The 25,572-nt window shown below is 62.5% G+C and carries 24 protein-coding genes; 9 read left to right on the forward strand and 15 right to left on the reverse strand.

The genetic code is table 11. The annotated features are described in order from the left end of the window. Positions 1–86 precede the first annotated feature (86 nt). The 6 genes from ACSBOB_RS32355 to ACSBOB_RS32380 form a co-directional block, all read right to left on the reverse strand. The gene (locus ACSBOB_RS32355; RefSeq protein ID WP_442580103.1) at positions 87–1,313 is read right to left on the reverse strand and encodes an MFS transporter; all 1,227 of its coding nucleotides are present in this window, start codon (positions 1,311–1,313) and stop codon (positions 87–89) included. Between the two features lie 136 nt (positions 1,314–1,449). Beyond that, positions 1,450–2,082 carry a hypothetical protein gene (locus ACSBOB_RS32360; RefSeq protein WP_442580104.1) on the reverse strand — a complete coding sequence of 211 codons (633 nt, stop codon included), beginning with the start codon at positions 2,080–2,082 and terminating at the stop codon, positions 1,450–1,452. Positions 2,083–2,093: 11 nt separating this feature from the next. Continuing rightward, positions 2,094–4,352 carry a xanthine dehydrogenase family protein molybdopterin-binding subunit gene (locus tag ACSBOB_RS32365; RefSeq protein ID WP_442580105.1) on the reverse strand — a complete coding sequence of 753 codons (2,259 nt, stop codon included), beginning with the start codon at positions 4,350–4,352 and terminating at the stop codon, positions 2,094–2,096. A 1-nt stretch (position 4,353) separates the two neighbouring features. Then, positions 4,354–4,815 carry a (2Fe-2S)-binding protein gene (locus tag ACSBOB_RS32370; RefSeq protein ID WP_442580106.1) on the reverse strand — a complete coding sequence of 154 codons (462 nt, stop codon included), beginning with the start codon at positions 4,813–4,815 and terminating at the stop codon, positions 4,354–4,356. Between the two features lie 109 nt (positions 4,816–4,924). Then, complete coding sequence (locus ACSBOB_RS32375; protein ID WP_442580107.1) at positions 4,925–5,056, reverse strand: hypothetical protein; 132 nt, start codon at positions 5,054–5,056, stop codon at positions 4,925–4,927. Further along, positions 5,044–5,472 (reverse strand): GlcG/HbpS family heme-binding protein, encoded by a 429-nt coding sequence (locus ACSBOB_RS32380; protein ID WP_442583901.1) that lies wholly within the window; start codon positions 5,470–5,472, stop codon positions 5,044–5,046. Before ACSBOB_RS32380 ends, ACSBOB_RS32375 begins: the two co-directional genes overlap by 13 nt. Positions 5,473–5,650: 178 nt before the next feature. Between ACSBOB_RS32380 and ACSBOB_RS32385 the strand changes: the two genes are divergently transcribed. Beyond that, a complete protein-coding gene (locus tag ACSBOB_RS32385; protein WP_442580108.1) occupies positions 5,651–8,536 on the forward strand; it encodes an ATP-binding protein in 2,886 nt (961 codons plus the stop codon). Positions 8,537–8,542: 6 nt separating this feature from the next. Here ACSBOB_RS32385 and ACSBOB_RS32390 read toward each other — a convergent pair whose 3' ends face one another. From ACSBOB_RS32390 to ACSBOB_RS32410, 5 genes are all read right to left on the reverse strand, one after another. After that, positions 8,543–8,848: a putative quinol monooxygenase gene (locus ACSBOB_RS32390; protein ID WP_442580109.1), complete on the reverse strand. Its 306-nt coding sequence runs from the start codon at positions 8,846–8,848 to the stop codon at positions 8,543–8,545. A 19-nt stretch (positions 8,849–8,867) separates the two neighbouring features. Further along, a complete protein-coding gene (locus tag ACSBOB_RS32395) occupies positions 8,868–9,590 on the reverse strand; it encodes an alpha/beta fold hydrolase (RefSeq protein WP_442583902.1) in 723 nt (240 codons plus the stop codon). 37 nt (positions 9,591–9,627) lie between these two features. Beyond that, a complete protein-coding gene (locus tag ACSBOB_RS32400; protein ID WP_442580110.1) occupies positions 9,628–10,425 on the reverse strand; it encodes a DJ-1/PfpI family protein in 798 nt (265 codons plus the stop codon). A 147-nt stretch (positions 10,426–10,572) separates the two neighbouring features. Next, positions 10,573–11,844 (reverse strand): MFS transporter, encoded by a 1,272-nt coding sequence (locus tag ACSBOB_RS32405; RefSeq protein WP_442580111.1) that lies wholly within the window; start codon positions 11,842–11,844, stop codon positions 10,573–10,575. Between the two features lie 42 nt (positions 11,845–11,886). Next, entirely contained in the window at positions 11,887–12,132 is a 246-nt protein-coding gene (locus ACSBOB_RS32410; RefSeq protein ID WP_442580112.1) for a hypothetical protein, read from the reverse strand. Between the two features lie 270 nt (positions 12,133–12,402). Here ACSBOB_RS32410 and ACSBOB_RS32415 point away from each other — a divergent pair, with 270 nt between their 5' ends. Together ACSBOB_RS32415 and ACSBOB_RS32420 are read left to right on the forward strand one after the other, a co-directional pair. After that, on the forward strand, positions 12,403–13,335 hold the full coding sequence (locus tag ACSBOB_RS32415; protein WP_442580113.1) for a hypothetical protein: 933 nt from the start codon (positions 12,403–12,405) through the stop codon (positions 13,333–13,335). Positions 13,336–13,683: 348 nt separating this feature from the next. Continuing rightward, complete coding sequence (locus ACSBOB_RS32420; RefSeq protein ID WP_442583903.1) at positions 13,684–15,411, forward strand: ABC transporter ATP-binding protein; 1,728 nt, start codon at positions 13,684–13,686, stop codon at positions 15,409–15,411. 77 nt (positions 15,412–15,488) lie between these two features. Here ACSBOB_RS32420 and ACSBOB_RS32425 read toward each other — a convergent pair whose 3' ends face one another. From ACSBOB_RS32425 to ACSBOB_RS32435, 3 genes are all read right to left on the reverse strand, one after another. After that, positions 15,489–15,668 carry a hypothetical protein gene (locus tag ACSBOB_RS32425; protein ID WP_442580114.1) on the reverse strand — a complete coding sequence of 60 codons (180 nt, stop codon included), beginning with the start codon at positions 15,666–15,668 and terminating at the stop codon, positions 15,489–15,491. Between the two features lie 65 nt (positions 15,669–15,733). After that, positions 15,734–16,363 (reverse strand): TetR/AcrR family transcriptional regulator, encoded by a 630-nt coding sequence (locus ACSBOB_RS32430; RefSeq protein ID WP_442583904.1) that lies wholly within the window; start codon positions 16,361–16,363, stop codon positions 15,734–15,736. Positions 16,364–16,483: 120 nt separating this feature from the next. After that, positions 16,484–17,428, reverse strand: a complete 945-nt coding sequence (locus ACSBOB_RS32435; RefSeq protein WP_442580115.1) for a nucleoside hydrolase — start codon at positions 17,426–17,428, stop codon at positions 16,484–16,486. 99 nt (positions 17,429–17,527) lie between these two features. Here ACSBOB_RS32435 and ACSBOB_RS32440 point away from each other — a divergent pair, with 99 nt between their 5' ends. The 6 genes from ACSBOB_RS32440 to ACSBOB_RS32465 all read left to right on the forward strand — a co-directional run bounded on the left by ACSBOB_RS32440 (position 17,528) and on the right by ACSBOB_RS32465 (position 24,043). After that, the gene (locus ACSBOB_RS32440) at positions 17,528–18,541 is read left to right on the forward strand and encodes an isopenicillin N synthase family dioxygenase (RefSeq protein WP_442580116.1); all 1,014 of its coding nucleotides are present in this window, start codon (positions 17,528–17,530) and stop codon (positions 18,539–18,541) included. 120 nt (positions 18,542–18,661) lie between these two features. Continuing rightward, on the forward strand, positions 18,662–19,522 hold the full coding sequence (locus tag ACSBOB_RS32445; RefSeq protein ID WP_442580117.1) for an ABC transporter substrate-binding protein: 861 nt from the start codon (positions 18,662–18,664) through the stop codon (positions 19,520–19,522). A gap of 65 nt (positions 19,523–19,587) precedes the next feature. Next, the gene (locus ACSBOB_RS32450) at positions 19,588–20,535 is read left to right on the forward strand and encodes an amino acid ABC transporter permease (RefSeq protein ID WP_442580118.1); all 948 of its coding nucleotides are present in this window, start codon (positions 19,588–19,590) and stop codon (positions 20,533–20,535) included. Positions 20,536–20,585: 50 nt separating this feature from the next. Continuing rightward, on the forward strand, positions 20,586–21,338 hold the full coding sequence (locus tag ACSBOB_RS32455) for an amino acid ABC transporter ATP-binding protein (RefSeq protein ID WP_442583905.1): 753 nt from the start codon (positions 20,586–20,588) through the stop codon (positions 21,336–21,338). A gap of 213 nt (positions 21,339–21,551) precedes the next feature. Then, positions 21,552–21,947, forward strand: a complete 396-nt coding sequence (locus ACSBOB_RS32460) for a hypothetical protein (RefSeq protein ID WP_442580119.1) — start codon at positions 21,552–21,554, stop codon at positions 21,945–21,947. Further along, positions 21,944–24,043, forward strand: coding sequence for a 3-hydroxyacyl-CoA dehydrogenase NAD-binding domain-containing protein (locus ACSBOB_RS32465; protein WP_442580120.1), 2,100 nt, complete (start codon positions 21,944–21,946; stop codon positions 24,041–24,043). The genes ACSBOB_RS32460 and ACSBOB_RS32465 overlap by 4 nt, the downstream gene beginning before the upstream one ends. Positions 24,044–24,161: 118 nt before the next feature. Here the strand turns inward: ACSBOB_RS32465 and ACSBOB_RS32470 are convergent, their stop codons facing one another. After that, complete coding sequence (locus ACSBOB_RS32470; protein WP_442580121.1) at positions 24,162–25,556, reverse strand: aminotransferase-like domain-containing protein; 1,395 nt, start codon at positions 25,554–25,556, stop codon at positions 24,162–24,164. Positions 25,557–25,572 lie beyond the last annotated feature (16 nt).

The raw sequence follows: 25,572 nt of genomic DNA on the forward strand, positions 1-25,572 counted from the left end.
CTGCATATCAATACGCCTGCGAGATAACGAATCGGAATGCCGTTTTGCAGGGTTGGGGCTTTGATCGGCACGCAAGGACCTGGCGACTAAACCGATACGGTCGCAGCACGTCGAGAAAGCGCGATCTGGTAGACCACCAACCCGGCGGCGGTCAGCACGAATCCGGCAAGCGGTGAAAACAGCACGCTGTATCCCGCCGCGATGACCAGTCCGCCGCCCCATGCGCCAAGGGCATTCGCCACGTTGAGGGCGGCCAGGTTCATCGCCCCCATGAGCGTTGGAGCTTCGGGGGCGAAGTTTGTCATACGCACCTGAATCGTTGGAATTGCGGCCATCATCGCGGCACCCACGCCAAAGAGGCAGGGAAAGAAAGCCCAGGGGTTGCTTCCAAAACTCGACAAAATAACCAACGCCACGAGCGTGAGCCCGTATCCGAGGACCAGGCCCCGGTACAAAAAAGTGTCTGCCAGATACCCGCCGACCAAGTTGCCGACCGTCATGCCGATACCAAAAACGCCGAGCGCCAGCGGTATGGTGGAAGGATCGAGTTGCACGACATCGGTCACCAGCGGCCCGATGAACGCATAGACCGCGAATATGCTCGAGATTCCCAGCGCCGCGACGACTATCATCGCCCAGACGTTCAATCGCCGCAGCGCCGACAGTTCGTGAACGACGGAACCACCGCGAAGGGCTTCTGTGCGCGGAATGAAAAGGAACAGCGCAAGGAGCGCGACGGTGCCAAGGGCAGCCATGGAGAGATAGGTGTCCCGCCAACCCAGTGTCTGACCCAGAAACGTCGCCAACGGCGATCCAAAGATCGTTGCTACCGTCAGTCCGGTCATGACGAGCGAGAAGGCCTTTCCTGCCCGGTCCGCGCCGAAGAAGTAGGCTGCCACAACTGCTCCCGCCCCAAAGTAGGCGCCTTGCGGCATGCCGCTTATGAATCGGGCAACTGTAAACAGGCCGATATTGCTCGCCATCGACGATAGGACGTTTCCGGCGACCCACAGTCCCATCAGAAAGAGCAAGAGAGTGCGCCGATTGAGCTTGGCTGCGGCGAGCGTAACGAGTGGTGCTCCAAGCACGACCCCGAAAGCATACCCGGTGACCGCGTTCGTGGCGGTCGGAATATCGATCCCAAGATCGGCGGCATACAGCTGGATGATGCCCATGCTCGCGAACTCGGACGTGCCGATGCAGAAGCTGCCCAGCGTTAGTGCGAACAGGGCGAGCGTCTGGTTCTCATGGGGCGCACTGGAGGGAGCAAGGTTCGTTGCCCTGCATTGAGCTTCATAGGCCTTTCCAAACATCGATCTACCTCATCGGCCCGAGTAGACGACACAATGTGGACCGGCGCCTAAGCCTCTATTCTGACGCGGGGTCCGACCGGCGAAGGCACCCAGTCGGTGCGAAATGACGGCAGTCTTTCGTCCGCACCAAGCAGGCTCATTCCGGGCATGGCTGTCCGGCGGCTCCCCATTCCGCCATGTCCCGCACGTGGTCCTCGAAGGTTCCCGGCGGAGTACTGCGACCCTCCCCAAGCTCCCATCCTCGCGGAATGAACCCGCTTAATGATGCATCGTGCCGAAGATGATCGAGCAGGGCGACGGCATCGCGGCCACCGTTGCGGGCTGGATCTCTTAACTGTTTGCAAATCTCGGTCCCGCTCTGTCCGTACCAAAGAAACTCCACCGGAGCGAGCTGCCAGGGAATACCGGCGCGCGGCGGCGCGGGAGCAGGGTCGTTCGGGAGAGCGGACGTCATATGGCAGGTCGAACAGGGTATCGCTTCGGCGCCAATCCTGCTCACCCCTCCATGAATATTCATCCCGTGGACACGAGACTTCGTTTCACCGGCAGGGGTCCAGATCGGAATCGCCCGGGTGTCGACATGGCAATTGACGCAGCGCGGATGCGTGACCACAGCCTCGATTCTTTTCCATGCTTCCAGACCGGCCGCCTGGCTGATGCTCCCTGGCGGCAGGGCATCCTTGGAACCTTCGCCTTCCGCGTAGACCATCACCGTCAGTGGCGCCAACGTTGAGGCAGCGAGCGCAATGGCAATCAGGAATCTGTCCATGACTGCTCCCTTCAAACGAAGTCGATGAACTTGTTGAACGGCATCTCGCGGATGCGCTTGCCGGTCGCGGCGAAGATGGCGTTGGCGAGCGCCGGCGCCGCGGGGGGTACGGGCGGCTCGCCTATGCCCCTAACGGTGTAGTCGTTTTCCAGGCCGCGCACCTCGATCACCGGGCACTGGTACATGCGCATAGCCTCGTGGTGGTTGTAGTTGGTCTGTTGGACGGCTCCGTTCGCATAGGTGAGTTCGCAGTTCATGGCGTGGCCAAGGCCCCAGACGACGCCACCCTGGACCTGGTTCTCGAAGTTGACCGGATCGACGACCTTGCCTACGTCGGCCGCGACCCAAACCTTGTCGATCCTGATGCCAGCATCCGTAATGGTTACTTCGACGATCTCGGCAACCGCCGTGCCGAAAGCCTCTACGAAGGCGACGCCGCGGCCCTTTCCGTTGCCGAGCGGACCCTTCCAGTCGGCCATCTCGCCGACCGTTTCCAGAAGCTTGCGGTAGATCGGGATCTTGCACATGTCGATGCGCGCCTGGAGCGGATCGAGCCCGGCCGCATGGATCAGTTCGTCGATAAAACTTTCGGTGAAGAAGCCATTGGCCGACGCGCCGACCGACCGCCAGGTGGTGGACGGCGACACGCCCTGCACCTCATAGCTGGCGGCCCGATAGTTGGGGATGTCGTAGTACATGTTCCAGATGCCCACGGCCAATTGGCCATCGGGGTCTTTCGGCCGCATGCCCATGCGCCCCAGCAACTCCTTGAACGGTGGTGTGGCCGCCACCTGAACATCGGCCGCGACTATTTTGCCGTCCTTGACGCTGCCCCGATACCTGCCCATCGCGATCTGCCGCGGGATATCCTGCAGGAAATCCTGTTCGCGCGAGAAGACGATCTTCACCGGCGTTCCGCGCAACTGGTTCGCGATCTCGGCGAGCGCCCTGACATTTTCGAATTCCAGGCGGTGGCCGAAGCTTCCACCCGACCACTCATTGTGAAAGGTGACCTGCTCGGGCTTGATGCCGATGGCCTTCGCGGCGATGTCCTGCACCGATTGTGGCGTCTGGTGGCCGACCCAGATTTCCATCCCGTCGTCGGTCACTATGCCGATGCCGTTGAGCGGCTCCAGCGGCTGGTGACCGACATAGGGCGCCCGGTACTCCGCCTCGAGCAACGTCCCCTCTTTTAGACCGGCATCGATGTCGCCGTCGTTGCGCCATTGCTTGGCGAGGAATTCCGGGGTGAAGGAGGACTGCACGACCTCCCAGTGCGCGGCCTGCTCGGCCGGGTATTTGGACGGTTCCCACACGCAGTCGACGCGTTCGGCCGCCTGCATGGCGTACCAGCTGTTCGTCGCGATGACCGCGACACCGTTCGATATCTTCAGGATCTGCCGGACGCCGGGCATCGACTGTGCTTTGCTCGCGTCGTACGACTTGATCGGCTGGCCTTTGTTCGGGTTCAGTTTGACTGCCGCATAGACCATGCCGTCCATCTTGCGATCGATGCCGAACATGATTTCGCCGGTGACCTTGGCGCGGATGTCGAGTCGCTCCATCGGCTTGCCGATCAAGCGCCACAGCGACGGGTCGCGAAGCTTGACGTCGCTGACCGGCGGTATCTTCGCCGCTTCGGCGGAAAGCGCGACGTAGGGGATTTTGGTTCCGTCAGGCAGGATTACATGGCCGGCCTCGGTGCGTATATCTGCGACGGCAACGCCGCTGCGCCTGGCCGCTGCCGCCTTCAGCGTTTCCCGCGCGACGGCGCCGGCGACGCGCAGCTTTTCATAGGTATCCGGAATCGCGCTAGAGCCTCCGGTCATCTGCAGGCCGGATTGCCTGAGCCACTCCAGCGCAGCCGCGCGGCCCTTCTCGGCCTCGGGGCTTTGGTCGGCCGCCATGAAGGGGGCTATTTCATGCGCGAACCCGGTGTTGAAATAGGCGGGGCTGGGTCCGGCGAACCGGACCTCGAACTGGCCGAGTTCCAGATCCAGTTCCTCCGCGATCATCACCGCCTGGATGGAACCAACGCCCTGTCCGATGTCGGCATGCTGCGCAATGAGCGTGATCCTGTCGGGGCTGATCTCGACCCAAGGATTGAAGGCAACCGAGTCCGGGCCGAGGTCCGCCGCCAGCGGGTTAGGCGCGGCGGAAGAGGCGGGCATCTCCTCGGCTCGACCATACGGTCCAAAAACCACACCGCCGGCGACGGCCGCAGAGCCGAAAACGAAAGCGCGGCGTGAAAGCACTGGCATGGCGCCCATCTCACTTCCCTCCGATCTTTTCAGCCGCCGCGTGGATCGCCACGCGGATGCGTTCATACGTGCCACATCGGCAGAGATTGCCCGACATGACCTCGTTGATGTCTTCGTCGGTCGGCTTGGGATGCGTTTTGAGCAGCGATATCGCCTGGATGATCTGGCCCGTCTGGCAGTAGCCGCACTGCGCAACCTGGTGTTTGATCCATGCCTCCTGCACCGGGTGCAGCTTGCCGTTGCCAACCCCTTCGATCGTGGTTACCGCCTTGCCCGCGACGTCGGCCATGCGCGCCTGGCAGGAGCGAACGGCCTCAACATCGACTTGTACCGTACAGGCGCCGCACAGGGCTATGCCGCAACCATACTTCGGACTTGTAATGCCAAGCTCATCGCGCAGAACCCAGAGCAAAGGCATCTCGGGGATCACGTCGACGTGGTGTTTGACGCCGTTCACCGTGATATCAAACATCGCAAGCCTTCCCTTGGTTGACGGTACTTGGCTGTCGCATGCAATCGTACTGACAGCTTCCAATGCTGCAAAGGACAGTTCGTCAGGATTTACCTTTTTTAACCGGTGCTTAGGCTGCGACAGCAGCCAGCGTGGGCCGAGTTTTTTCGGTTTCGACCAACGCTTCTTGACCGTCGGTATTCCCCGGTGGAATGGCGATGCGCAGCGCTTTCATCACAAATGTCTCGTTCACGCGTTGCATGGAGCGATCGCTGCAACCGCCGCCTCGGCGACCGAAATGTCTTGCTCGATCGTTCCGGCGCTCGCACCCACCGCACCAATGATTTCACCGTCGACGCGCACCGGCACTCCGCCGCCGAAGATGATGACCCGCCCACCATTGCTTTGCTGGATGCCGAAGAGTGGCGCACTGGGCTGCGCAAGTTGGCTCAGAGAGGCGGTGGTCTTATCGAACAGGCGCGCCGTCATCGCCTTGCCGATGGCGAGATCGATGCTTCCGATCAGGGCACCGTCCTGACGCGCAAACGCTACAAGCGCGCCACCGTGATCGACGACGGCGATGTTGTAGGCAATGCCGAAGCTTGCGGCTTCGATTTCGCCCGCTTCCAGCATCCGCTTTGCATCGGAGAGAGTGAGGGTGGTGCGAGAACAAGGCATCGTCTTCATTGCCTCAGGTCGCTCTTCAGCGGTCAGATCGAATTTTCCCTAAGCTACACGCCTGCGGATGGCGCGGAGGTAAAAAGAGGTTAAATTCGATGGCATGCGAAAGCTCCCCAGGCTGAGCCTGGGGAGCGACTCGGAACGGCAAGTTCATTAGGGAGTCATTCGTGGGTGCATGGAACGATCCGGCAAACTAGACGGCAAGACATATTGCTTCGGCGACTATCGGTTCATTCCAGACCGGCAACTGCTGATGCTGGGCGACAGTCCGCTCCGGGTGGGAGCTCGGGCTCTCGAACTGCTCCACTTGCTCGTAACCCACGCGGGGGAAGTCGTGGGCAAGGATCAGTTGATGAGCTTCGTCTGGCCGGACACCTTCGTTCATGAAAGCAACCTGAAGGTCAACATTGCCGCGTTGCGTCGCGCTCTTCCCCGAACAGCGTCAGGATTATCGTGCATAGCCACGGTCAGCGGACGCGGCTACCGCTTCGTGGCGCCGCTGCGCGTCTACGGAGGAGAACAGCCACGGTTTTCTTCCAATCCTGCTGAAGCTCCTGTCCGGGAGCTTCCTAATCTCGCGGAGGTCATCGGCCGCCACGACGTTATTGCCGATCTCGCTACGAGGCTTCCTGAGCGCCGGTTCCTGACGATTGTCGGACCGGCGGGGGTTGGCAAGACGACCGTCGCCATCGCTTTGGCAAAACGCCTTCGCGACCGCTATCGAGACGGCGTTTGTTTCGTTGATCTCACAGCTATCGGCGACCCCCAGCTTGTGGACGCGACGATAGCAACGTCGCTTGGCGTTGGCAGCAAATGGACGAATATGCTTGCCGGGATTGTTGAAGCACTGCGCGATCGCGAAATCCTGCTCGTGCTCGACAACTGCGAGCACGTTCTCAGCACCGCTTCGGCGATGGGAGAACATCTGATCTTGGCGCTTCCGGGCGTTCACATCCTTGCGACAAGCCGGGAACCGCTGCGGTCTCGATCGGAGAATGTCTATCGCCTGTCCCCGCTCCAATATCCAGACGAGCACGACAGTATCGACCGACAGAACGCCCTGGCTTTTCCCTCCGTGAAGCTCTTCGTGAGGAGGGCACAGGAGGTCTGCGGCTACCAGTTCAACGATATGGACGCGCCTTCGGTGGCAGCCATATGCAGACGACTCGACGGCATCGCTCTTGCGATTGAGCTCGCGGCATCGAGGCTGCCCACTTTGGAGCCGGCAAGCCTGCGGAAGCTTCTCGAACAAAGTTTCGAGCCGCTCAGATCCAGTTCGGGAGCAACCCCGCCGCGACACCAGACCCTGTATGCGACCCTGGACTGGAGCTACCAGCTACTATCCAGGGATGAGGCTCGCCTGCTGCGGTTGCTGTCGGTCTTTTCGGGAGGCTTCCTTCTCTCCGATGTCATCGGGCTCGCCGACACCATCGGCCGAAGCATTGAGGATATCGCGGCATGCACGGAAAGCCTCGCTGCGAAATCGCTTTTGTCTGTCGCGTATGCCGTCGGCGCTCCGCGCTATCGCCTGCTCGACAGCACGCGCAGCTTTGCGGCCGAGCGCCTGGACATCAGTGGAGAGGCCGCCGACGCCCGATCCAGTCATGCCCGCTACCTTCTCCGCCTGTTCGAGCAGGCAGAAGCTGAGTGGCAATGGCAACCGAGGAGCGAATGGACCGCCTCCTACGAACCGCGAGCAAACGATCTGCGCAAGGCAATCGACTGGAGCTTGGGCGATGGTGGCGACCCTGAGGTCGGCGTGCGTCTGACCAGCGCGGCAATCCCCCTCTGGGATGAATTGTCGACCGTCGCCGAAAGCCGCCGCTGCGCCGAACGGGCGCTGCGATCGGTCGATGCCGTGTCGCGATGCGACCCCGCCGTCAGAATGAAGCTCATCGCCTCCTACGCTTCGGGCCTCAACTTCTCCGACCATTTCGGTCTCGAAGCCGATGCGGCGTGGATGGAAGCGAACCGGCTGGCGCGTGACATCGGCAATATCGATTACCAGCTCCGTACCCTGTGGGGATTGGGCATATTGCAGAGCTTCACCGGACGGCACAGGCAGGCGATCGCAACACTCGGGCAGTTCGCCAGGCTCGCCGATCGGGAAAACGAACGGCCGGCAGCGGCGGAGGGAGAGCGCGTCAGGCTAACGGCGGTCTTCTACTCCGGCGACGTCCGCAGTGCGTATGATGACCTGAAAAAGCTTGCGCGCGAGCACGCAGCCACTGCAAAGCGATCGGGCGTCGCACGATTCCAGATGGACCGGTTCGTGTCCATTCGGGTGGCATTGGCGACGGCGGCCTGGGTGGCCGGCGAACGCAGCGAGGCAACGGCGGCGCTCCAGGATGCACTCGGCCACAGTCTCGCGCTCGATCACTTTGTCTCGCATTCCAACGCCCTTGCTCAGGCGGCCCTGCCTCTCGCCATTTGGTCCGGCGAGACCGAAACCGCACGCCAACATGTTGCGGCGCTTGCCCGCAATCTTACCTTGCGCGACATCGCAATCTGGCGGCCCGTCTGCCGCTTCTACGAGGGTGCCGTGAGGAGCATGGACGGTGAAGACGACGGCGTTGACGCCATGCGCCTGGCCGTAGGGCAACTCATCGACAACAATTTCCTCGTCCGGGTGCCCATCTATCTCGCAATGCTTGCGGAAGCCGCATTGCGCCATGAACGGATCGCGCTCGCCCGGGACAGCCTGAGCGCCGCATTCGATCGTGCCAAGCGGCAGGGAGAATACTGGTCGCAACCGGAACTGCAGCGCGTGCGCGGGCTGCTGCAGTGGTTGGACGGCGACTTGTCCGGCGCCTCGGAGACGTTCTTGCTGGCCATGGAGACCGCAAGGGAAAGCGGTGCGCTTTTCTTCCGCCTCCGGGCTGCGACGGCATTGGCGGAACTTTGGGCACAAACCAACCGGCACGGGGCCGCAGAAGAACTGCTGTCTCCCGTCTGCGCCGAATTCGATGACGGACCGCCCTGCGCGAACGTGGAGAAAGCGCGTCACCTGCTCGGGACTCTCAGGCGGCAGGAGACGGCCCGATGCGGTGATGCATCCTAAGATCCGCTAGCCATTTTTGTTGGCGACCAAGGCGGGCTCGAGGACAAAAGCGTTTCGTTCGGCGAGGTCGTTGATTTTCGACAGGTAGTTCTTGTAATGCGGCGTTTCCCGGTGTGCCGCCACCGCCGCGTTGTCGACATAGAGTTCGTCCAGCGCATAGCGGTCTGCTTTAGCCTGGTCCCGCCAGACGTCCCATCGCAGGTTTCCGGGCTCTGCCCTGCAGTCGGGCGCCATGCTGAACAGCAGCGCCTCGAGCTCTCCAGCCTTGCCAGGCCGGGCCAGAAACGTCGCCATGATCTTGATGTGGCTCATGATCGGTTCTCTTGGGCGGCTATTTCGCGCCGGCGGCGGTTGCTATGAAGGCAGCGACCTCCCGCGGATGGGACAGCATCACGGCGTGGCTGCTCTCAATCTCCACGGTTGCGGCGCTGGCCCGCTTTGCGAAGGCCCGCTGGAATGTAGGCGGGATCATCATGTCCTTGGTGGTGACCATAAAATGCGACGGCTTGGCCTTCCACGCCACGCTGGCAATCTTTGTCTGCACCGCTTCCAGTCCCCACGGCACTTGGGCAACGGCCATGAAGCGCGTAATGGAAGCATCGACATCAGCCGCGAACGCCGTCGGGAATTTAGAAGGGTCGACGAGCAGGTAACCATCGCTAGGCGGCAGCAAAGGGGCGCCCGATTCCCCAGGGGGCGTCGGCGCTTCGGCGAGCGATGCGACGGACTCCCCAGCATCGGGCGCGAACGCCGCGATATAGACCAGACTCTGCACCTTAGGGTTATCGCCGGCCTCGGTAATGACCATCCCACCATAGGAATGGCCCACGAGGACCACTGGATGTTTCGCCGCGGCGATCACACGCTCCGTGGCCGCGACATCGCCACCGAGGCTGATCGTCGGGTTCTGGACGACCAGCACCTCATACCCGTCGTTGGTCAGGGTGTCGAACACGGCTTGCCAGCCGGAGCCATCGACGAACGCGCCATGCACCAGGACGATTGACACGGGTTTCTCGGCGGCAACAGAGGCAACGGGAGCAACAGCGATCATGGCAGCGAGCAATATCCAGATTGAGCGTTTCATCGTTTCAAGCTCCAGGAAGTTTCCGGTTCAGCGCAGCGATCAGGGCGGCGGCGATCGGATGGTCCGAGCGCGGATTCTGGCCGGTGATCAGCTCACGATCCTCGATCACATAAGGCTCGAAATCCGGGCCAACCGTCGTGTTGGCGCCTGCCAGGTCTAAAGTTTCTGGCATGTGGAAATAGAGCTTGCCGTGCAGGATGTTGTCCTCGATGGGTTTTTCCTCGCTGCCCGAATAAACGGTCATCCGGTAACCGGCATACTGCCATCCCTTCGCAAGTTCGGCCGCCTTGGCGCGGTCGCCCTGAATCAGCGCCGCGCGAAACTCCTTCGCGCGAGGCAATGCGGAGATCGAGATGATCGGGCCGTGGCAGAGCAGCGCGGTTGGCTTTCCGGCCGCATGGAAATGCCGAAGTATCTCGCCCGCGTCGGGATCCTGCATCAGATCGACGACCGGCCCTTGGCCTCCCGGGGCGAACACGCCCGCATAGTTGCCCAGCCCCTCCTCGATAACCGATCGCAAGGTGCGGCCCTGGTTCGTCGACGGATCGTTGGCGAAGAAATCCTTGCCACGCCGATACGCCGCCTCATCGCCGCCGAAATGCTGGACCGCATCGGACGCCGGGTCGATGTATGGCTTGGCGCCGGAGGGAGTGGCGAGCAAAACTTCATAACCTGCCACGACAAGCGCCATCATCGGCACCACTGTTTCGTTGAGATACTGACCCGTCGGTCCGGTGCCGCCTCCCTGAATTTCGATACGTGTGGCATTCGAGCCCAGAACCAACACTTTTCCCTTGCTCATAATACCTCCTGATGTTTCGCGGTGGATGGCGCATCGAAGCGGTCATCCAGGAACTGCGGAGACGATATCGCGGCGACGACAGGACAGTTGGTTAAAAGAGGTAAAAACCGAAGCGGGTGCGCGATGGAAGGGATCGGCCCGGCGGCGTTACGCGAATGCCTGGGTTTTCCGGATTGGATAAGGCCCCAGGAAAAGAATCGTCGCCGCACCTCCGATGAGCAGCAGCGCACAGGCTTTGAGGATTCCCGAATAGGTGCCCGTGCTGTCGAACGCGTAACCGAACAGGCTAGGCCCTACGAAAGCGCCCACCACGAAGATGCCGTACAGGGTGGCGTAGGTCGTGGCGTAGCTCCGCATCCCGAGATAGCGGGCAACCAGATAGGCCATCAGGTCGAATTCCACTCCGGACGTGAGGCCGAGCAATAGAATGGCGATGCAGGCCATGGAAAACCTCACATGGTCCAACGAAAGGATGAGGCAGGCGGCCGCGCCCAACGTCAATATGACCGTACCCACCGCAGGCGCCCAGAAGCGATCGACCAGAACGCCACCAAGCAGCCGGCCGGACACGGCCGCTATTCCGACGAGCGAGGCGAGTTGGACGACTTCGCCAGATGATAGGCGCAGCGAGCGAAGTATGTTTTCGATGTTGGGCAGTGGCGCGGCGATGGCGAGCGACATCGGGACAAAGACAATGGCCAGGAGCCAAAAATAGCGGGAGCGGAAAGCCTCGCGAGCGGTCATGCCGTCCGAAGCCTCGCTTATCGCCGGCCCCGCGCCGACATTCCTGCTTCGCAGCCCGGCAAAACCCCAGAGAACCATCGGGCACGCGATGAGCACCGGCATTGCGCCCACCACGAGTATCGCGACGCGCCAACCGCCCGTCTCGATCAACAACTGGGCCAGTGGTTTTACGACGAAGGCGAACAGGCCCGCGCCGGATAGCACGATGCCAAGGGCAAGACCTCGGCGCTCCTCGAACGCGCTGTTGATCACGCGCGTGAAGACCACCGGGGTCGCTCCCAACCCGAAGATCGCGATGGCCAGCCAAGAGAGATAATATTGTCCTATCGAGCCGTTCGATGCAGCGAGTGTCATGTAGCTCAGACCCAGGCACGGCAGGGAGACCGATGCCACCAGGCGCGCCCCGAATCTGTCGATCAATGTTGCGAAAAATGGCCCGACGATTAGAACTGAACCGGCCAACAACGACAGACCGCCAAAGATGGTCGCGAACGACCAGCCGAATTCTTCCGCGAAGATCGGCGCAAAGACGCCGATCGTGTAGAACGGAATGGCGGGCATGCCCAAAGCCGTTCCGAGCAGGCCGGCCAGAACCAGCCGCCACCCGTTCCTGAACTCGGCGAAGTCCGTTCCCTTCACTAAAGCACTTCCTTTGTCGGAATCGAAATTCGGCAATCGTATCGCTGGGCAGATGCACCATTCGCAATGGTATCTCTGTCAGCAACCCGTGCAAGGTTCGTGACAATCCCGAATGTCGGATGGATGCGGCCACCCATGAAGACGTGCTGTCCCTCGAATGTCCGCTTTCAGGATGCGGCCGCTATCGTCTTCCCAGATGATGACAAAGCGGCCGCCACCGATCGCGACGATCTTCGACGCACTCTGCGAATTGCCGCCGTTTTCGGCCTTGTCAGTTTCGTTGACGTGCGTGGCGGCGAGCCAAAGTGTTGGTGTCGTGGTCATGCGCATCCTCCTGGGCTCGTCGGCGTGGGGCCCGCTTCCGGGACGCGCGAACCGCGGCTCCGCAGGGCCACTGGGGAAAGCGTTGTCGAAACGATCAAACCGGGTAGCGGGTCGCAAGCCGGCGCCTGGGTGTCAGGTCCTGAGCGGCCAGCAATTGACCAACGTAGCCAATGCAGAAGTGCTCGGGCGTCGTTACGGGTGGAAGTCGCTTGGAATTCTTTGTCTTTTCCTGGAAGGTGTGCCTGGAAATTCTGACAAGCGAGGGTCGCAGTGGCGAAAGACATCGATCGGAAGCTGCGAGTAACAGCCATCGTGCTCGGCACGGTTACGATGAAGGATCTCGGGGCAGCCTTTCGGCAGATTAATCCGGCAACATCCTTCAATGTCGATCGCGCCCACAAATGGATGCAAGGTCGCGCCAGCCCGCGGCAGGTGCAACTCTACGACGACTGGGCCAGGCTGCTCGATCTGCGTCAGTCCGGCGGCTGGATCGCCGAGGCGGATGCAGAAGCCTTCATCGAGATCGTCTGCCTTCGCCACAACCGCGACCCCAACGAACTGAAGCAGCAAACGGACGCTCCGAATGGCCAGAGCGCACGCGCGGGGCGCGGACCTGAACTCGCCGGAACGTATGCGTGTTACTCACACGCCTGGTCACCCTATTTTCAAGGCCGGATAATCCGGGGGCAATTGTCAATCGAGCCGGGATCCAGCGCCAACCGGCTGCGGGCAAGCTACGCCGAAGTGCTCCCGACCGGCCGTCTTCATCTCGAAGGTGCGGTTTCGATCGAAAAGCGAGCGATCCATCTCGACCTGCGTGCCCCGGGGGGCGATGCGCATTTCGTCTATTTTCTGATGCCGCCCACGCCGATGGTCAGCGTCCTGGTTGGGCTCATGTGCGGCGTCACCATCATCGGGCCCTCGGCGCAGCCTTCCGTCACGCGCATCGCAATGGTCAGGCTTCCTGCCTTGACTTCTCGGCTCAGCACGGCCGAGGCGTATTTGCCAATACAAGGTTCGATCGCGGAAGACCTTGTTTCCTTGGGCTTGGCGATATGTGACTCAGCTACGGTCGACGGGAAATTTGATGCATTCTTCGCTGCGAAGAACGGCCCCGATCAGATAGCGGACGCTGAATATCACCCGTTGGTCGATGCGCTCGACCAAACATGGCTGAGATTTCCCACCGTCGTCGGCGATTGAGGCGGTTTCGGAAGAATGGCTGGAGATTCCACTTCGAGAACCTGGCCCGATTAGCCTCAAGGCTCGACGTCCGTTTGACTTCACAGTGGCGGATCGCAACCGGGGACAGCCTGCCTGCTGGAGGACGCGGTGAGAGATGTCACCTGGCAGAACCCCGACGTTTCGGCTTGTGCCGGTGTGGGCTGCGAGCACAGAAGCTTCCGCGCCATACGCAACTATCTCAGGCGCGAGCAAAACCTCTCCCGCGACCAGCATCTTGTCGTCGCCACTGGCGCCGCGGCGCCAGTGGCGAGGATGCCACGAAAGAGGATTGACGGCCGAGGCCGCATATCCGACACAGCCGCCGCAATGATCCGTCGTTTTTTCGAATACTACCGACCGTGGAAAGGACTGTTCCTCCTAGATTTCTGCTGCGCCGTGCTTTCCGGCCTGCTCGAGCTGGGCTTTCCGATCGCCGTCAAGGTGTTCGTCGACGAACTTCTGCCGACGCAGCAGTGGATCATGATCATGCTGGCGGCAGCCGGCCTGCTGTTCATTTATGTGGTCAACACCGGCCTCATGGCGGTGGTCGTCTACTGGGGCCACATGCTCGGCATCAACATCGAGACCGAGATGCGGCGGCGCAGCTTCGATCACCTGCAAAAGCTGTCCTTCCGCTTCTACGATGACAACAAGACCGGCCACCTGGTCGCTCGCGTCACCAAGGATCTCGAAGAGATCGGCGAGGTCGCCCATCATGGCCCGGAAGATCTGTTCATCGCGGTGATGACGTTTGTCGGAGCGCTGGCGCTGATGTTCTGGATCGACCCGGAACTGGCCCTGATCACCGCCGCCGTCATTCCGCTCGTCGCCTGGGTGACCAGCCGCTACGGCGCGCGCATGACCCGCAACTGGCAGGCCATCTACCGGCGCGTGGGCGACTTCAACGTCCGGCTCGAGGAGAACATCGGCGGCATGCGCGTGGTCCAGGCCTTCGGCAACGAGGATCACGAGCGCGGACTGTTTGCGCAGGACAATGACAAGTATAGGCAGACCAAGCTGGCCGCCTATCGGATCATGGCCGCAAGCACCTCGCTGAGCTACATGAGCATGCGATTGATCCAGCTGATCGTGATGATCGCCGGCAGCTACTTCGTGCTGACGGGCTCCCTGACAAATGGTGGCTTCGTCAGTTTCCTCCTGCTTGTGAACGTGTTCTTTCGCCCGATCGACAAGATCAATTCCGTCATCGAGACTTATCCAAAAGGCATCGCGGGCTTCCAGCGCTATCTGGATCTCCTCGACACCGACCCCGACATTGCCGACAAGCCGGACGCAAAGGCAGTCCAGACGCTCGCCGGCAACATCCGCTACGAAGGCGTCTCGTTCGGCTACGATGCGGGCCGACCCGTTCTCCAGGACATAAACCTGACGATCGGCGCCGGCGACACCGTTGCTTTCGTCGGGCCGTCCGGCGCCGGCAAGACGACGATCTGCTCGCTTCTGCCGCGCTTTTATGAATGCCAGTCGGGCTCGATCACCATAGACGGGATCGACATCCGCGACATGACCCTTCCGTCGCTGCGGTCGAATATCGGAATCGTCCAGCAGGACGTGTTCCTGTTCGGGGGAAGCATACGCGACAACATCGCGTACGGCCGGCTCGATGCCAGCAAGAGCGAGATCGTGGAGGCGGTGCGCCGCGCGCGCCTCGACGGTCTTGTCGCCTCGTTGCCGGACGGCCTTGAAACGATCGTAGGCGAGCGTGGCGTCAAATTGTCTGGCGGACAGAAGCAGAGGCTGGCAATTGCGCGTATCTTTCTGAAGAACCCGCCGATACTGATCCTCGACGAAGCCACATCGGCGCTCGACACCCAGACGGAGCGCGAAATCCAGGCGTCGCTTGCGGAACTTTCGGAGGGACGCACGACGCTCGTCATCGCCCACCGCCTGGCGACGATCCGCCATGCCGACCGAATCGTCGTCATTGCGGATGCCGGCGTGATCGAATCTGGTACGCATGGCGAACTCATCGTTCGCGGTGGGCTTTATAGCCAGTTGGATTCCACCCAGTTGGGCTCATTCGGTCTTCGGTGAAGGGTGTTCGTCGCTGCGATACCGCCGACGTATGGGTTTTTTGAACTCTCCGCGCGAATACCGCTACTGACGCAAAGTCAGCCTAAGAATATTACCGCAAACAGCCTTTGGGCCGGGCTGATGAAGAGGTCCAGCACGACGCGGATAACCGGCTGCAAGGCCGCGTGCAGTTCATCCCGCTGCACGGTCGATATGTTCAGCGCCGAGAAGCCCGCATTGCATGCGTGCAGTCGGCAAATCGACACGATCGAGGCCAAGCCAAGGTATTTTCGGTAAGCGGTTATGTCCGGCAAGATCGGGTTGCGCGCGATCGATAGGGCGGCTAACCCGGCTCCTCGACAAGTGGCCCGAGCAGCACCTTGCCGAAGAGCGGCTGGTAGCGTTTGCGTTGCGCCGGGTCTTCCCTGAATGAAATTGTGTATTGGCCGATCTGGTGAAAGTAGGTGATGCGGGCGCGCACGATGCTTTCGGCCGGGGAATAACCCATTGCCAGGAACGCGCGTTCAAGCAGCGAGATGCGCAGATCGTCCATCTCCGCCACCTCCTTGCCGAGGCCTTTCGAGGTGCGCGCCCAGTCGCGTACCGCCAGATCGAGCAAGGGACTGAACGGATCCTCGTCGACCCAAACATGCACGATAGTTGAGAAGAACTCGTAGCCGTCAATCTCGGCCGTTTCGCGCAGTTTCCAGAAAGGCGCGCAGTTGATGCGCCGCCACTCCTCCAGGAGTTCGTCGTGAAGATCCTTGAGGCTGGAAAAGTGGAAGTAGAAGCTGCCGCGCGTCACCTTGAAGCGCCGTGCCAGCCGGTCGATTTTCACCTCCGCGATGCCGCGCTTCTCCAGCGCTTTCCGCGCGGCCGCGACCCAGGAGTCGCGGCTTAGCGTCTGGCGCGGTACGGCCGGCCGGGTCTTTCCGACTGTAGTATCACCCGACGGCCGTTTCGACTTCACCAGGGTTCATCTCCACGAGGACCGGGAAGTGCCGGACGCTTCCTGCTGGTTCATCCTCCCGCCAATACACCCGATGATCATCGATAACGAAAGGCCGCGGCGCGCTCATCCACGGTTCCTTGATCACGGCAGGGAACCGATGCGCTCCAGCATCAATTCGAAGAACGGCGCCGGCTCGATGCGGCGCAGCACGTTGCAATTCTTCGGACGCCCGGTGACGTGCCACCAGTCGACGACCGTCATTCCGATCGTCTCCGGCGAGACGATGTCGACCGTCACGTTGCACTGGCGCTGCTCGTAGATCTTCGGAGCAAGCAGGTAGCCGGTCACGCAGGCATCGTGGATCGGCCGGGCGGCCGTGGGAAACTTGTGGCTGCCGTACTGGCGGAAGAAGTCCGCCATGTTTGCCGCCTCGATCGCGGCGCGGCTGCCGGTGGCGCGCAGTTGGTCGAGCCATTCCGGCGTCATCTGCGCGGAGTAGGTACAATCGATCGGCGCCATGGTGACCGGCACGCCCGAGTGGAAGACCTTGTGCGCCGCGTGCGGGTCGACAAAAATGTTGAACTCGGCGGCCGGCGTGGCGTTGCCGCCCTCGAAAAATCCGCCGCCCATCAGCACCACCTCGCGGATACGCGGGACGATACGCGGTTCCATGGTCATCGCCATGGCGAGATTGGTCATCGGGCCGAGCGTGCACACCGTCAGATCGCCTTCGGGCGCGTCCATGATGGCGCGCGTCAGGTAGTTGACGGCATGCTCGGTCTGCAGCGGCGTGACCGGCTCGGGCAGGTCGGCGCCGTCCAGGCCGGTCTCGCCATGCACATATTCGGCGGTGATCAGTTTTCGCACCATCGGCGCCGGGCAGCCGGCATAGACCGGCACGTCCGGACGCCCGGCGAGCTCGACCACCTTGAGCGCGTTCTTCGCCGTCAGCGCGAGGGGCACGTTGCCGCCGACCGTGGTGATGCCGACAACGTCGAGCTCTTTGGGCGATCCCAACGCGAACAGGATGGCGAAGGCGTCGTCCTGGCCCGGATCGGTGTCGATGATGATTTTTCGCGATGCCATTTCGTCCGATCCCTGCTTGCATTCGTTGGGGCTTGCCGATAGCACGCCGATGTGTAGAGATACAGTACTGTATCTTATGTTCAAGGCAGGATGACAGGGATGGCTAAGAGCGAGCGCGGCGACTTTTCCGAGATTCCGATGCTGGACGTGTCCGGCCTCTACAGCGGGGACGAAGCGGCGGTCCGCGCGGTGGCGGCGACGCTGCGCGGCTATCTGGAAAACATCGGTTTCCTCTATGTCGTCGGCCACCCGATCCCACGCGCCGATGTCGAGGCGGTACGAGAGGCGGGCAAAAAATTCTTCGCGCTGCCGGACGAGGAAAAACTCACGCTGAAGATCGACAAGAATTTTCGCGGCTACCTGCCCTTCGCCGGTTCGACCATCGTCACCTCCTCGGTTGCCACGGTGAGCAAGCCAAACCAGAGCGAATCGATCTTCTTCATGCACGAGGTCGAGGCAGACGATCCGCGTGCGCTGGCCGGCAAGCCGCTGCAAGGTCCGAACCAGTGGCCGAACGAGGCGCTGTTGCCGGACTTCCATGCGACGATCCAGAACTATGTGGACGAGATGAGCACGCTGGCGCGAAAGATGGTCGGCGCCATCGCCATCTCGCTCGGCATGCCGGCGGACAGCCTGGACGGCTATTTCGAACAACCCACCACCTTCCTGCGCCTGCTGCACTATCCGACGCAGCCGAAGGAGGAAGGTCTGTTCGGCTCGGCGCCGCATACCGACTACGGCTTCATTACGCTGCTCGCCCAGGACGATGTCGGCGGCCTGGAGGTCAAGAACAAGGCAGGCGACTGGGTGCCGGCGCCACCGGTGCCGGATTCCTTCGTCATGAATGTCGGCGACATCCTTGCCCGCTGGTCGAACGACCAGTTCGTGTCGACGCCTCACAGGGTGATCAACCGCTCGGGGCGCGAGCGCTATTCGCAGCCCTTCTTCTTCGATCCGTCGATGGAGGCGATGATCGAGGCGCTGCCGGTCTGCGTGCCGAAAGGCTCGGAGCCCAAACACGGGCCGGTCGAGTATGGCGACTATCTGATGGAACGCATCGACAAGAATTATCACTACCGCAAGAAACTGGCGGCCGAGGCGGCGAGCGCTTGAAGCAGGACCGGCCTGCGTAGAGAATTCGGTCCGACGCCGTCCGGGCGTACGACCGGAAGCCGTTCCTCCGGGTCTGGGGGCGGAACCGAGAGCGTCAAAAAACTCCAGAGGAGAATGGGAATGACCAAAAATCTCTTTCAACTGGCGGGGCTTGGCCTTGCCGCGATGGTGACGGCGTGGAGCGCCGGCGCATTTGCCGCCGACGTGCCGAAATCGCCCGAAGTCGAGCAGACCGGAAAGCTCGCCGTCGCCAACACGCTCGACTACGCGCCGTTCGAATACATTGATGCCGACGGCAAGCAGGTCGGCATCATCATCGAGCTCGCCGGTGAGGTTGCGAAGATGGTCGGCGCCGAGCTCGACGTGCAGCGCACGCCCTTCCCGTCGATGATCCCCGGCTTGGCGGCCGGTCGCTTCAAGATCGCCTGGGAGACGTTTTCGGCCAATCCCGAGCGCCTGCAGCAGGTCGACTTCGTGATGTTCATCAAGGCCGGCATCGCTGCCTCCACCTCGCCGGAGAAGAAGGACAGTTTTGCCGGCGACATGCCGCTGTGCGGCAAGCGCGTCGGCGTCTCGGCGGGCAGCGCCTCGGACTTCCTGGTGGACAAGCTCAGCAAGGAATGCACCGACAAGGGCGAGAAGGCGATCGAGAAGTCGGTCTTCAATTCGTCCACCGACATCGTCCAGGCGGTTCTTGCCGACCGGGTCGACGCGCGCATGGATGACGCCACCGCGTCGAGCTATTTCGAGGTGACGAGCAAGGGCCAACTGGTCGTGCTGCCGACGCTCTATGACGTGGCGCCGCTCGGCATGGCAATCGCCAAGGACGACAAGGGCACCGCCGACATGATGGTTGCGGCACTTGCCGAACTCTTCAAGAACGGCACCTATCAGGCGATCCTCGACAAATATGGCATGGGTGCCTACGCGATCAAGGAACCCTATTTCGTCGGCAGCATGGACTCGCTGCGCGCCGAATGACACAGGCACGGCGCCCGGCTTTGACGGCCGGCGCCGCTACCCACGGGCGATCGAGCGGAGAAGCGATGAGCACGGCTGAGGGAAGCTATTCCGGAGCACGGCCTGCCGCCGTGTTGGCCGCCGAGCGGCTGGTCGTGGTGCCGCGCCGGCACTATGGCATCTGGGTCGGCACGGCGTTCGCCCTGCTCACCGCCTTCTTCATTATCCGAGCCTTCGCCAGCAACCCCGCCTTCGCCTGGGGCACGGCGGCGAGCTACCTGCTCCACCCGCCGATCCTGCGCGGGCTCGGCAACACACTGATCCTGACCGTGCTGATCATGGCGGCGGCGATCGTCATCGGCACGGTCGTCGCCATCATGCGCGTGTCGCCCAGCCGGGTGCTGCGCACCTTCGCCGGCGTCTATGTCTGGTTCTTCCGCGGCGTGCCGGCTCTGATCCAGCTGATCTTCTGGTTCAACCTGGCTCTGCTCGTGCGGGAAATCTCGCTGACGCTGCCCTATCTCGGCACGATCTTCTCGGTACGAACCAACGACTTCATGACGCCGTTCTTCTCGGCCGTGGTCGCGCTGTCGCTCTGCGAGGCTGGCTACATGGCGGAAATCATCCGCGCCGGCATCAAATCGGTGCCGAGCGGCCAGGCGGAGGCCGCCAGCGCGCTGGGCATGCCCTACCGCATGATCCTGAAGCGCATCGTGCTGCCGCAGGCCATGCGCTTTGTCGTGCCGCCCACAGGCAACGAGGCAATCAACCTCTTGAAGATGACCTCGCTGGTGACGTTCATCGCCGTCGACGACCTGTTTTATTCGGCGCAGTCGATCTATGCGCGCACCTTCGAGACCATACCGCTGCTGATCGTCGTGGCCTTCTGGTATCTCGCGGTGGTCAGCATCATGTCGGTCGGCCAGCACTTTCTCGAGCGACATTTCGGCCGCAGCGAGGTGCGCCGCGATCCGATGGGCATGCGCATCCTGCGCAGCGCCTTCGGGCCGCGCCCGGCGGGAGCAGTGCGATGACCAACATCAAGGCCGAGAACCGCGCGCGCTTCGACGTCCCGGCCAATTCCATGGTTTTTGCGCGGGCCGTGCATAAATCCTACGGGCAGTTGGAAGTGCTGAAAGGCGTCGATATCGACGTGCCGGCGGGAACCGTCGCCTGTATCATCGGCCCGTCGGGCTCCGGCAAGAGCACGTTCCTGCGCTGCATCAACCACCTGGAGAAACTCAGCGGCGGCATCCTGCTGGTCGACGGCGAATTCGTCGGCTACGACCTGCGAGGCGATAAGCTTTTCGAAGTCAAGGACGACGAACTCTGCAAACGGCGCGCCGAGATCGGCATGCTGTTCCAGTCCTTCAACCTGTTCTCCCACATGACCGTGATGGAGAACGTGATCGAGGCGCCGACGCAGGTGCGGCGGGTGCCCGTCGATCAGGCGAAAGCGGAAGCCGAAGTGCTGCTCGCCCGCGTCGGCCTGTCCGACAAGGTCGACCGCTATCCGCGCGAACTGTCCGGCGGCCAGCAGCAGCGCGTGGCGATCGCCCGCGCCATGGCGATGAAGCCGAAGGTGCTTCTCTTCGACGAGCCGACCTCGGCGCTCGACCCGGAACTGGTCGGCGAGGTGCTGCAGGTGATGCGCGATCTCGCCCAGAGCGGCATGACGATGGTGGTCGTCACCCACGAGATCGGCTTCGCCCGCGAGATCGGCGACGAGCTGATCTTCATGGATGGTGGCGTGATCGTCGAACGCGGCAATCCGCGCGAGATGATCGCGAAACCGAAATCGCCGCGTACCGCCGAGTTCCTTTCAAAGGTACTCTGATCTCCAGGTGGTCACGGCATTGACCAGACCTCCGACGTCGTTCTCGCCGCAGAGCACCGAGGCGGGTCCCTTCAGCACCTCGATGCGCGGCATGCCACAGGGTTCATCAACGCCACAGCGGCATACTGCGGGCCGACGCCGACAGGCCGCAATTTCTCGGGGAACACCGTTGCCGGCTTGTGGATTCGCGGTGCCGGCGGGGTAAAACTAATCATGGATCATTTCGGCCGGTCATGGTCGCGGCTGATCTATTTCGCCGGGCGCAAGATCCCGGCGGCGGAACTGCACCGGCTGGGCGTCGTCAGCGCCCGCGCGCCGCGCGCCGAACTGATGAACGAGGCGACGACCATCGCGCGGGAAATCGCGGCAAAGAACCCGCGCGGCTGCGTCGCGATCAAGCGTGGGTTCCAGATCGCTGAAGGCTTCCCTCACACAATGCCTATCGGTATGAACAGACCATCACCCACGATCTGTCCAAGACCGACGAGACTAGGGAAATGCAGACGGCATTCGTGGAGGAGCGCAAGGTCGACTATAAAGACGGCCGATAGGCTCCAACCACCCAGACGTCCTTTATCCAGATTCCCAAAAGGCAGACCGCAAGCATGACCATGATCGACAGCAGCCCCTCGCAGAACTCCGGCGCAGCCGGCGAACCATCCGCGGTCCGCCTCGAAACCGACGGCGATCTCGCTTTCATCGTCATCGACAATCCGCCGGTCAATGCGAGTTCCGTCGCGGTCCGGTCCGGTCTGCTTGACGCGATCGAAGGCATGTCGGCCGATCCGAACATCAAGGCCGGCATCATCATCGGGGCGGGAAGCACCTTCGTCGCCGGCTCCGACATAAAGGAGTTCGGGCGCGCGCTACCGCCGCCCGAACTGCCGACGGTGCTGGCGGCGATCGAAGCCTGCCCGAAGCCGATAGCCGCCGCCATCCATGGGGCCGCGCTCGGCGGCGGATTGGAACTCGCGCTCGCCTGCGACGCGCGCATCGCGCTTGCCGACGCCATCGTCGGCCTGCCGGAGGTGACACTCGGCATGATCCCAGGCGCCGGCGGCACCCAGAGGCTGCCACGCCTGACCGGCATTGCCAAGGCGCTGGATCTGGTCACATCCGGCCGCCGCATCGGCGCGCGCGAAGCGGCAAAGCTTGGCATCATCGACCATGTCGTCGAGGGAACGTCCCTGCGCGACGGCGCTGCGGAGTTTGTCCGGGCGCTCTCCGGCAAGCGGGTCGTGGCCGAACTCTCGGTGCCGTATGAACCGGAGGAGACGATTGCCGCAGCCGAACAGAACGCGCTGAAATCAGGACGCGGACGCGAGGCAGTGGCCGAAGCTGTCAAGGCGGTGAAGAACGCCGCCGTACTGCCGGTGCGCGAGGCATTGGCGGAGGAACGCGCGACCTTCCAGCGGCTGCGCAACAGCGAGGAGGCGGCCGCACTTCGCTACAATTTCTTCGCCGAACGCCAGGCGGGCAAACTCGACGGCAGCGCCAAGGCGCGGGCGGTCAAGACTGTCGGCGTCGTCGGCGCTGGCACGATGGGCGCCGGCATCGCCGCCGTCTGTGCGGCGGCGAGTCTGGACGTCATCCTGGTCGACGCCAGCGCGGCATCGCTCGAAGCCGGTAAGGGCCGCGTAACGGCGGCCCTTACCGATCTGCACCGCGTCGGAAAATTGAAGGCTGCCTCGGCCGAAGAGGCTGCCGGGCATGTCGCTTATGCCAACGACATCGCGGCACTTGCCGGCGTCGATCTCATCATCGAGGCGGTGTTCGAGGATATGCAGGTCAAGACCGGTGTGCTGCAGCGTCTTGCCACGACGGTCCGCGCGGACGCGGTCATCGCCACCAACACGTCCTATCTCGATCTCGACCAACTGGCCGAGGCGACGAACCGGCCGCAAGACGTTATCGGGCTGCATTTCTTCGCGCCGGTGCACCGCATGCGCCTGCTCGAAGTCGTGCGCGGCGCAAAAAGCGATCCGGCGGCACTGGCGACCGGCGTCTGGCTGGCCAAGACCATCGGCAAGCTGCCGATCATCGCCGGTGTCTGCGAAGGCTTCATCGGCAACCGCATCTACGCGAAATACCGCGCGCAATGCGAGTTCATGCTGGAGGAAGGCGCCCTGCCGCGGGAACTCGACACGGCCATGGAAGATCTGGGTTTCTCCATGGGACCATTCGCGGTGTCAGACCTGTCCGGCCTCGACATCGCCTGGGCGATGCGCAAGCGAAAGGCCGCCACCCGCGACCCGCGCGAGCGCTATGTCGGCATAGCGGACCAGATTTGCGAGATGGGGCGGCTTGGCCGCAAGACGGGCGCCGGCTGGTACGACTATTCGGCGGGGTCGGGCCGAGGTGCTGTAGACCCGGTCGTCACCGAACTCGTTCAGGCCGAGTCACGCAAACAAGGCCGACCGCAGAAGGCATTCGCCAAGGCGGAGATGCAGGGCCGCGTGCTCGGCACGATCCTCAACGAAGCCGCGCTTCTGCTGGCGGAAGGCATCGCGCGCTCTGCCGCCGAGATCGATCTCGTGCTGGTCAACGGCTTCGGCTTCTCGAAATTTCGCGGCGGCCCGATCTTCCAGGCCTCGCGCAAAACGCCCGCCGAAGTCGACGCGATGGTGGAAGCCGCCGCGCAGGCAACGGGCTTCGGCTTCCGGCGCGGCGACGTGGCGTCGCTGATCGCGGGCGTCGGAAACTGAGCGGCCGCTGCTCCGCAGTCGCCGTCAACGGAGATTTGCCTGCCATCACCCTTCCTCCCAATCATCCAAGACCAAGGAACCATCATCCAAATCCGTCGCCTAGACATCGCAACTTTGCTTAGGCCAGGCAGCGCAGCAGGAATTCGTAAAAACGCACATCTTCCGCGCGCGAGACATTGATGCGTATGCCCTTGGCCAGCGTGGTCTTTTTGTCGACGCAGAACACGCTGCCGGGCGCGATGAAAATGCTCTCCTTCGCGCCTTCCCGCGCCAACTCGATGTCGTCGGCGCCGTTCGGGAGCATGAGATAGAGATAGTAACCGTCTGCCGCGTCGCAGAACACGTTATAACCCGCTTGCCGAAGTTTCGAACGGACACCATCGGACGCCACCGCGATACGCTGCGCCAGACGCTTCAGGTGCCGGTCGTAGTGACCGTCGGCGAGTACGCGATGCAGCAGCCGCTCGACATGGCCGGAACTGTTGACCGTCGTCAGCATCTTCAGTTCGGCCAGCGCGGCGATGCGGTCGCTGCGGGTGGCGATAAAGCCGGAGCGCAGGCTCGCCGACAATGTCTTGGAAAATGTGCCGATAGAGATCACATTCTTCAACTGGTCGAGGGTCGCCAGGCGGTTGCCCGGCACGCCGGGCAGGTCCGCAAACGGGTCGTCTTCGACCACGGTAAGGCCGTGCCTGTCGGCAGCCGTCAGAATCGCGTGCGCCACCGGCGTCGTGATGGAGCTTCCGGTCGGATTGTGGCCCAGTGATTGCGTGAAGAACAGTTTTGGCCGTTCCGCCGCGACCTTGGCGGCGAAATCCTCGGGACTCGGCCCGTCCGGAGTGCGATTGACACCAACCATGCGCACTTGCGCCAGCGTCAGTTTGGCAAACAGCGGATAGTAGCCGGGCTCGTCGACAAGCACCGTGTCGCCGGGCGACAGCATGGCGCGGATGATGAGATCGAGCGCATGATTGGCGCCGAAGGTCAGTAGGATGTTCTCCTCGCGCGCCTCGATCCGCTGGGCGGCGAGGCGGCGCACCAGTTGCTGCCTCAGCGGCAGGAAGCCGAGCGCAGAACCATAGGCGTCGCCGTCCACGGCCATCGCCCCGCCATGCGCGCCGAGGTGCCGCCTGATTTCGGACTGCTCGGTCCAGGCCGGGGGCGGGCGGCCGTCGCCGACGCGGATCTGAAAACTCTGCTCGAGCTGGGCGTTGAGCAGCGAAGCGACATCGACGGCTTCCGCGACATGCTTCGGCCGATAGGCGCTGGCGGACTCGCCAAGCGACGCCACCAGGAAACCGGAGCCGGGCTTAGCCACGATATGGCCCGACGCCACCAGCCGGTCATAGGCCTCGACGATTGTGTTCTTCGAAACACCGAATTCCGCCGCCGCCTTGCGGATCGACCACAGGCGGCTGCCGGGGACAAGCACGCCGCCGGCGATCTCGCCTTGCAGCCTGCGGACCACGCCATCGGCCAGCGTCGCGGGCCTGCCGTTCCGTCCACCGCCCATCAATCCTCCCATGGGT

Source organism: Mesorhizobium sp. KACC 23794, assembly GCF_052180275.1.
Lineage (GTDB): Bacteria > Pseudomonadota > Alphaproteobacteria > Rhizobiales > Rhizobiaceae > Kumtagia.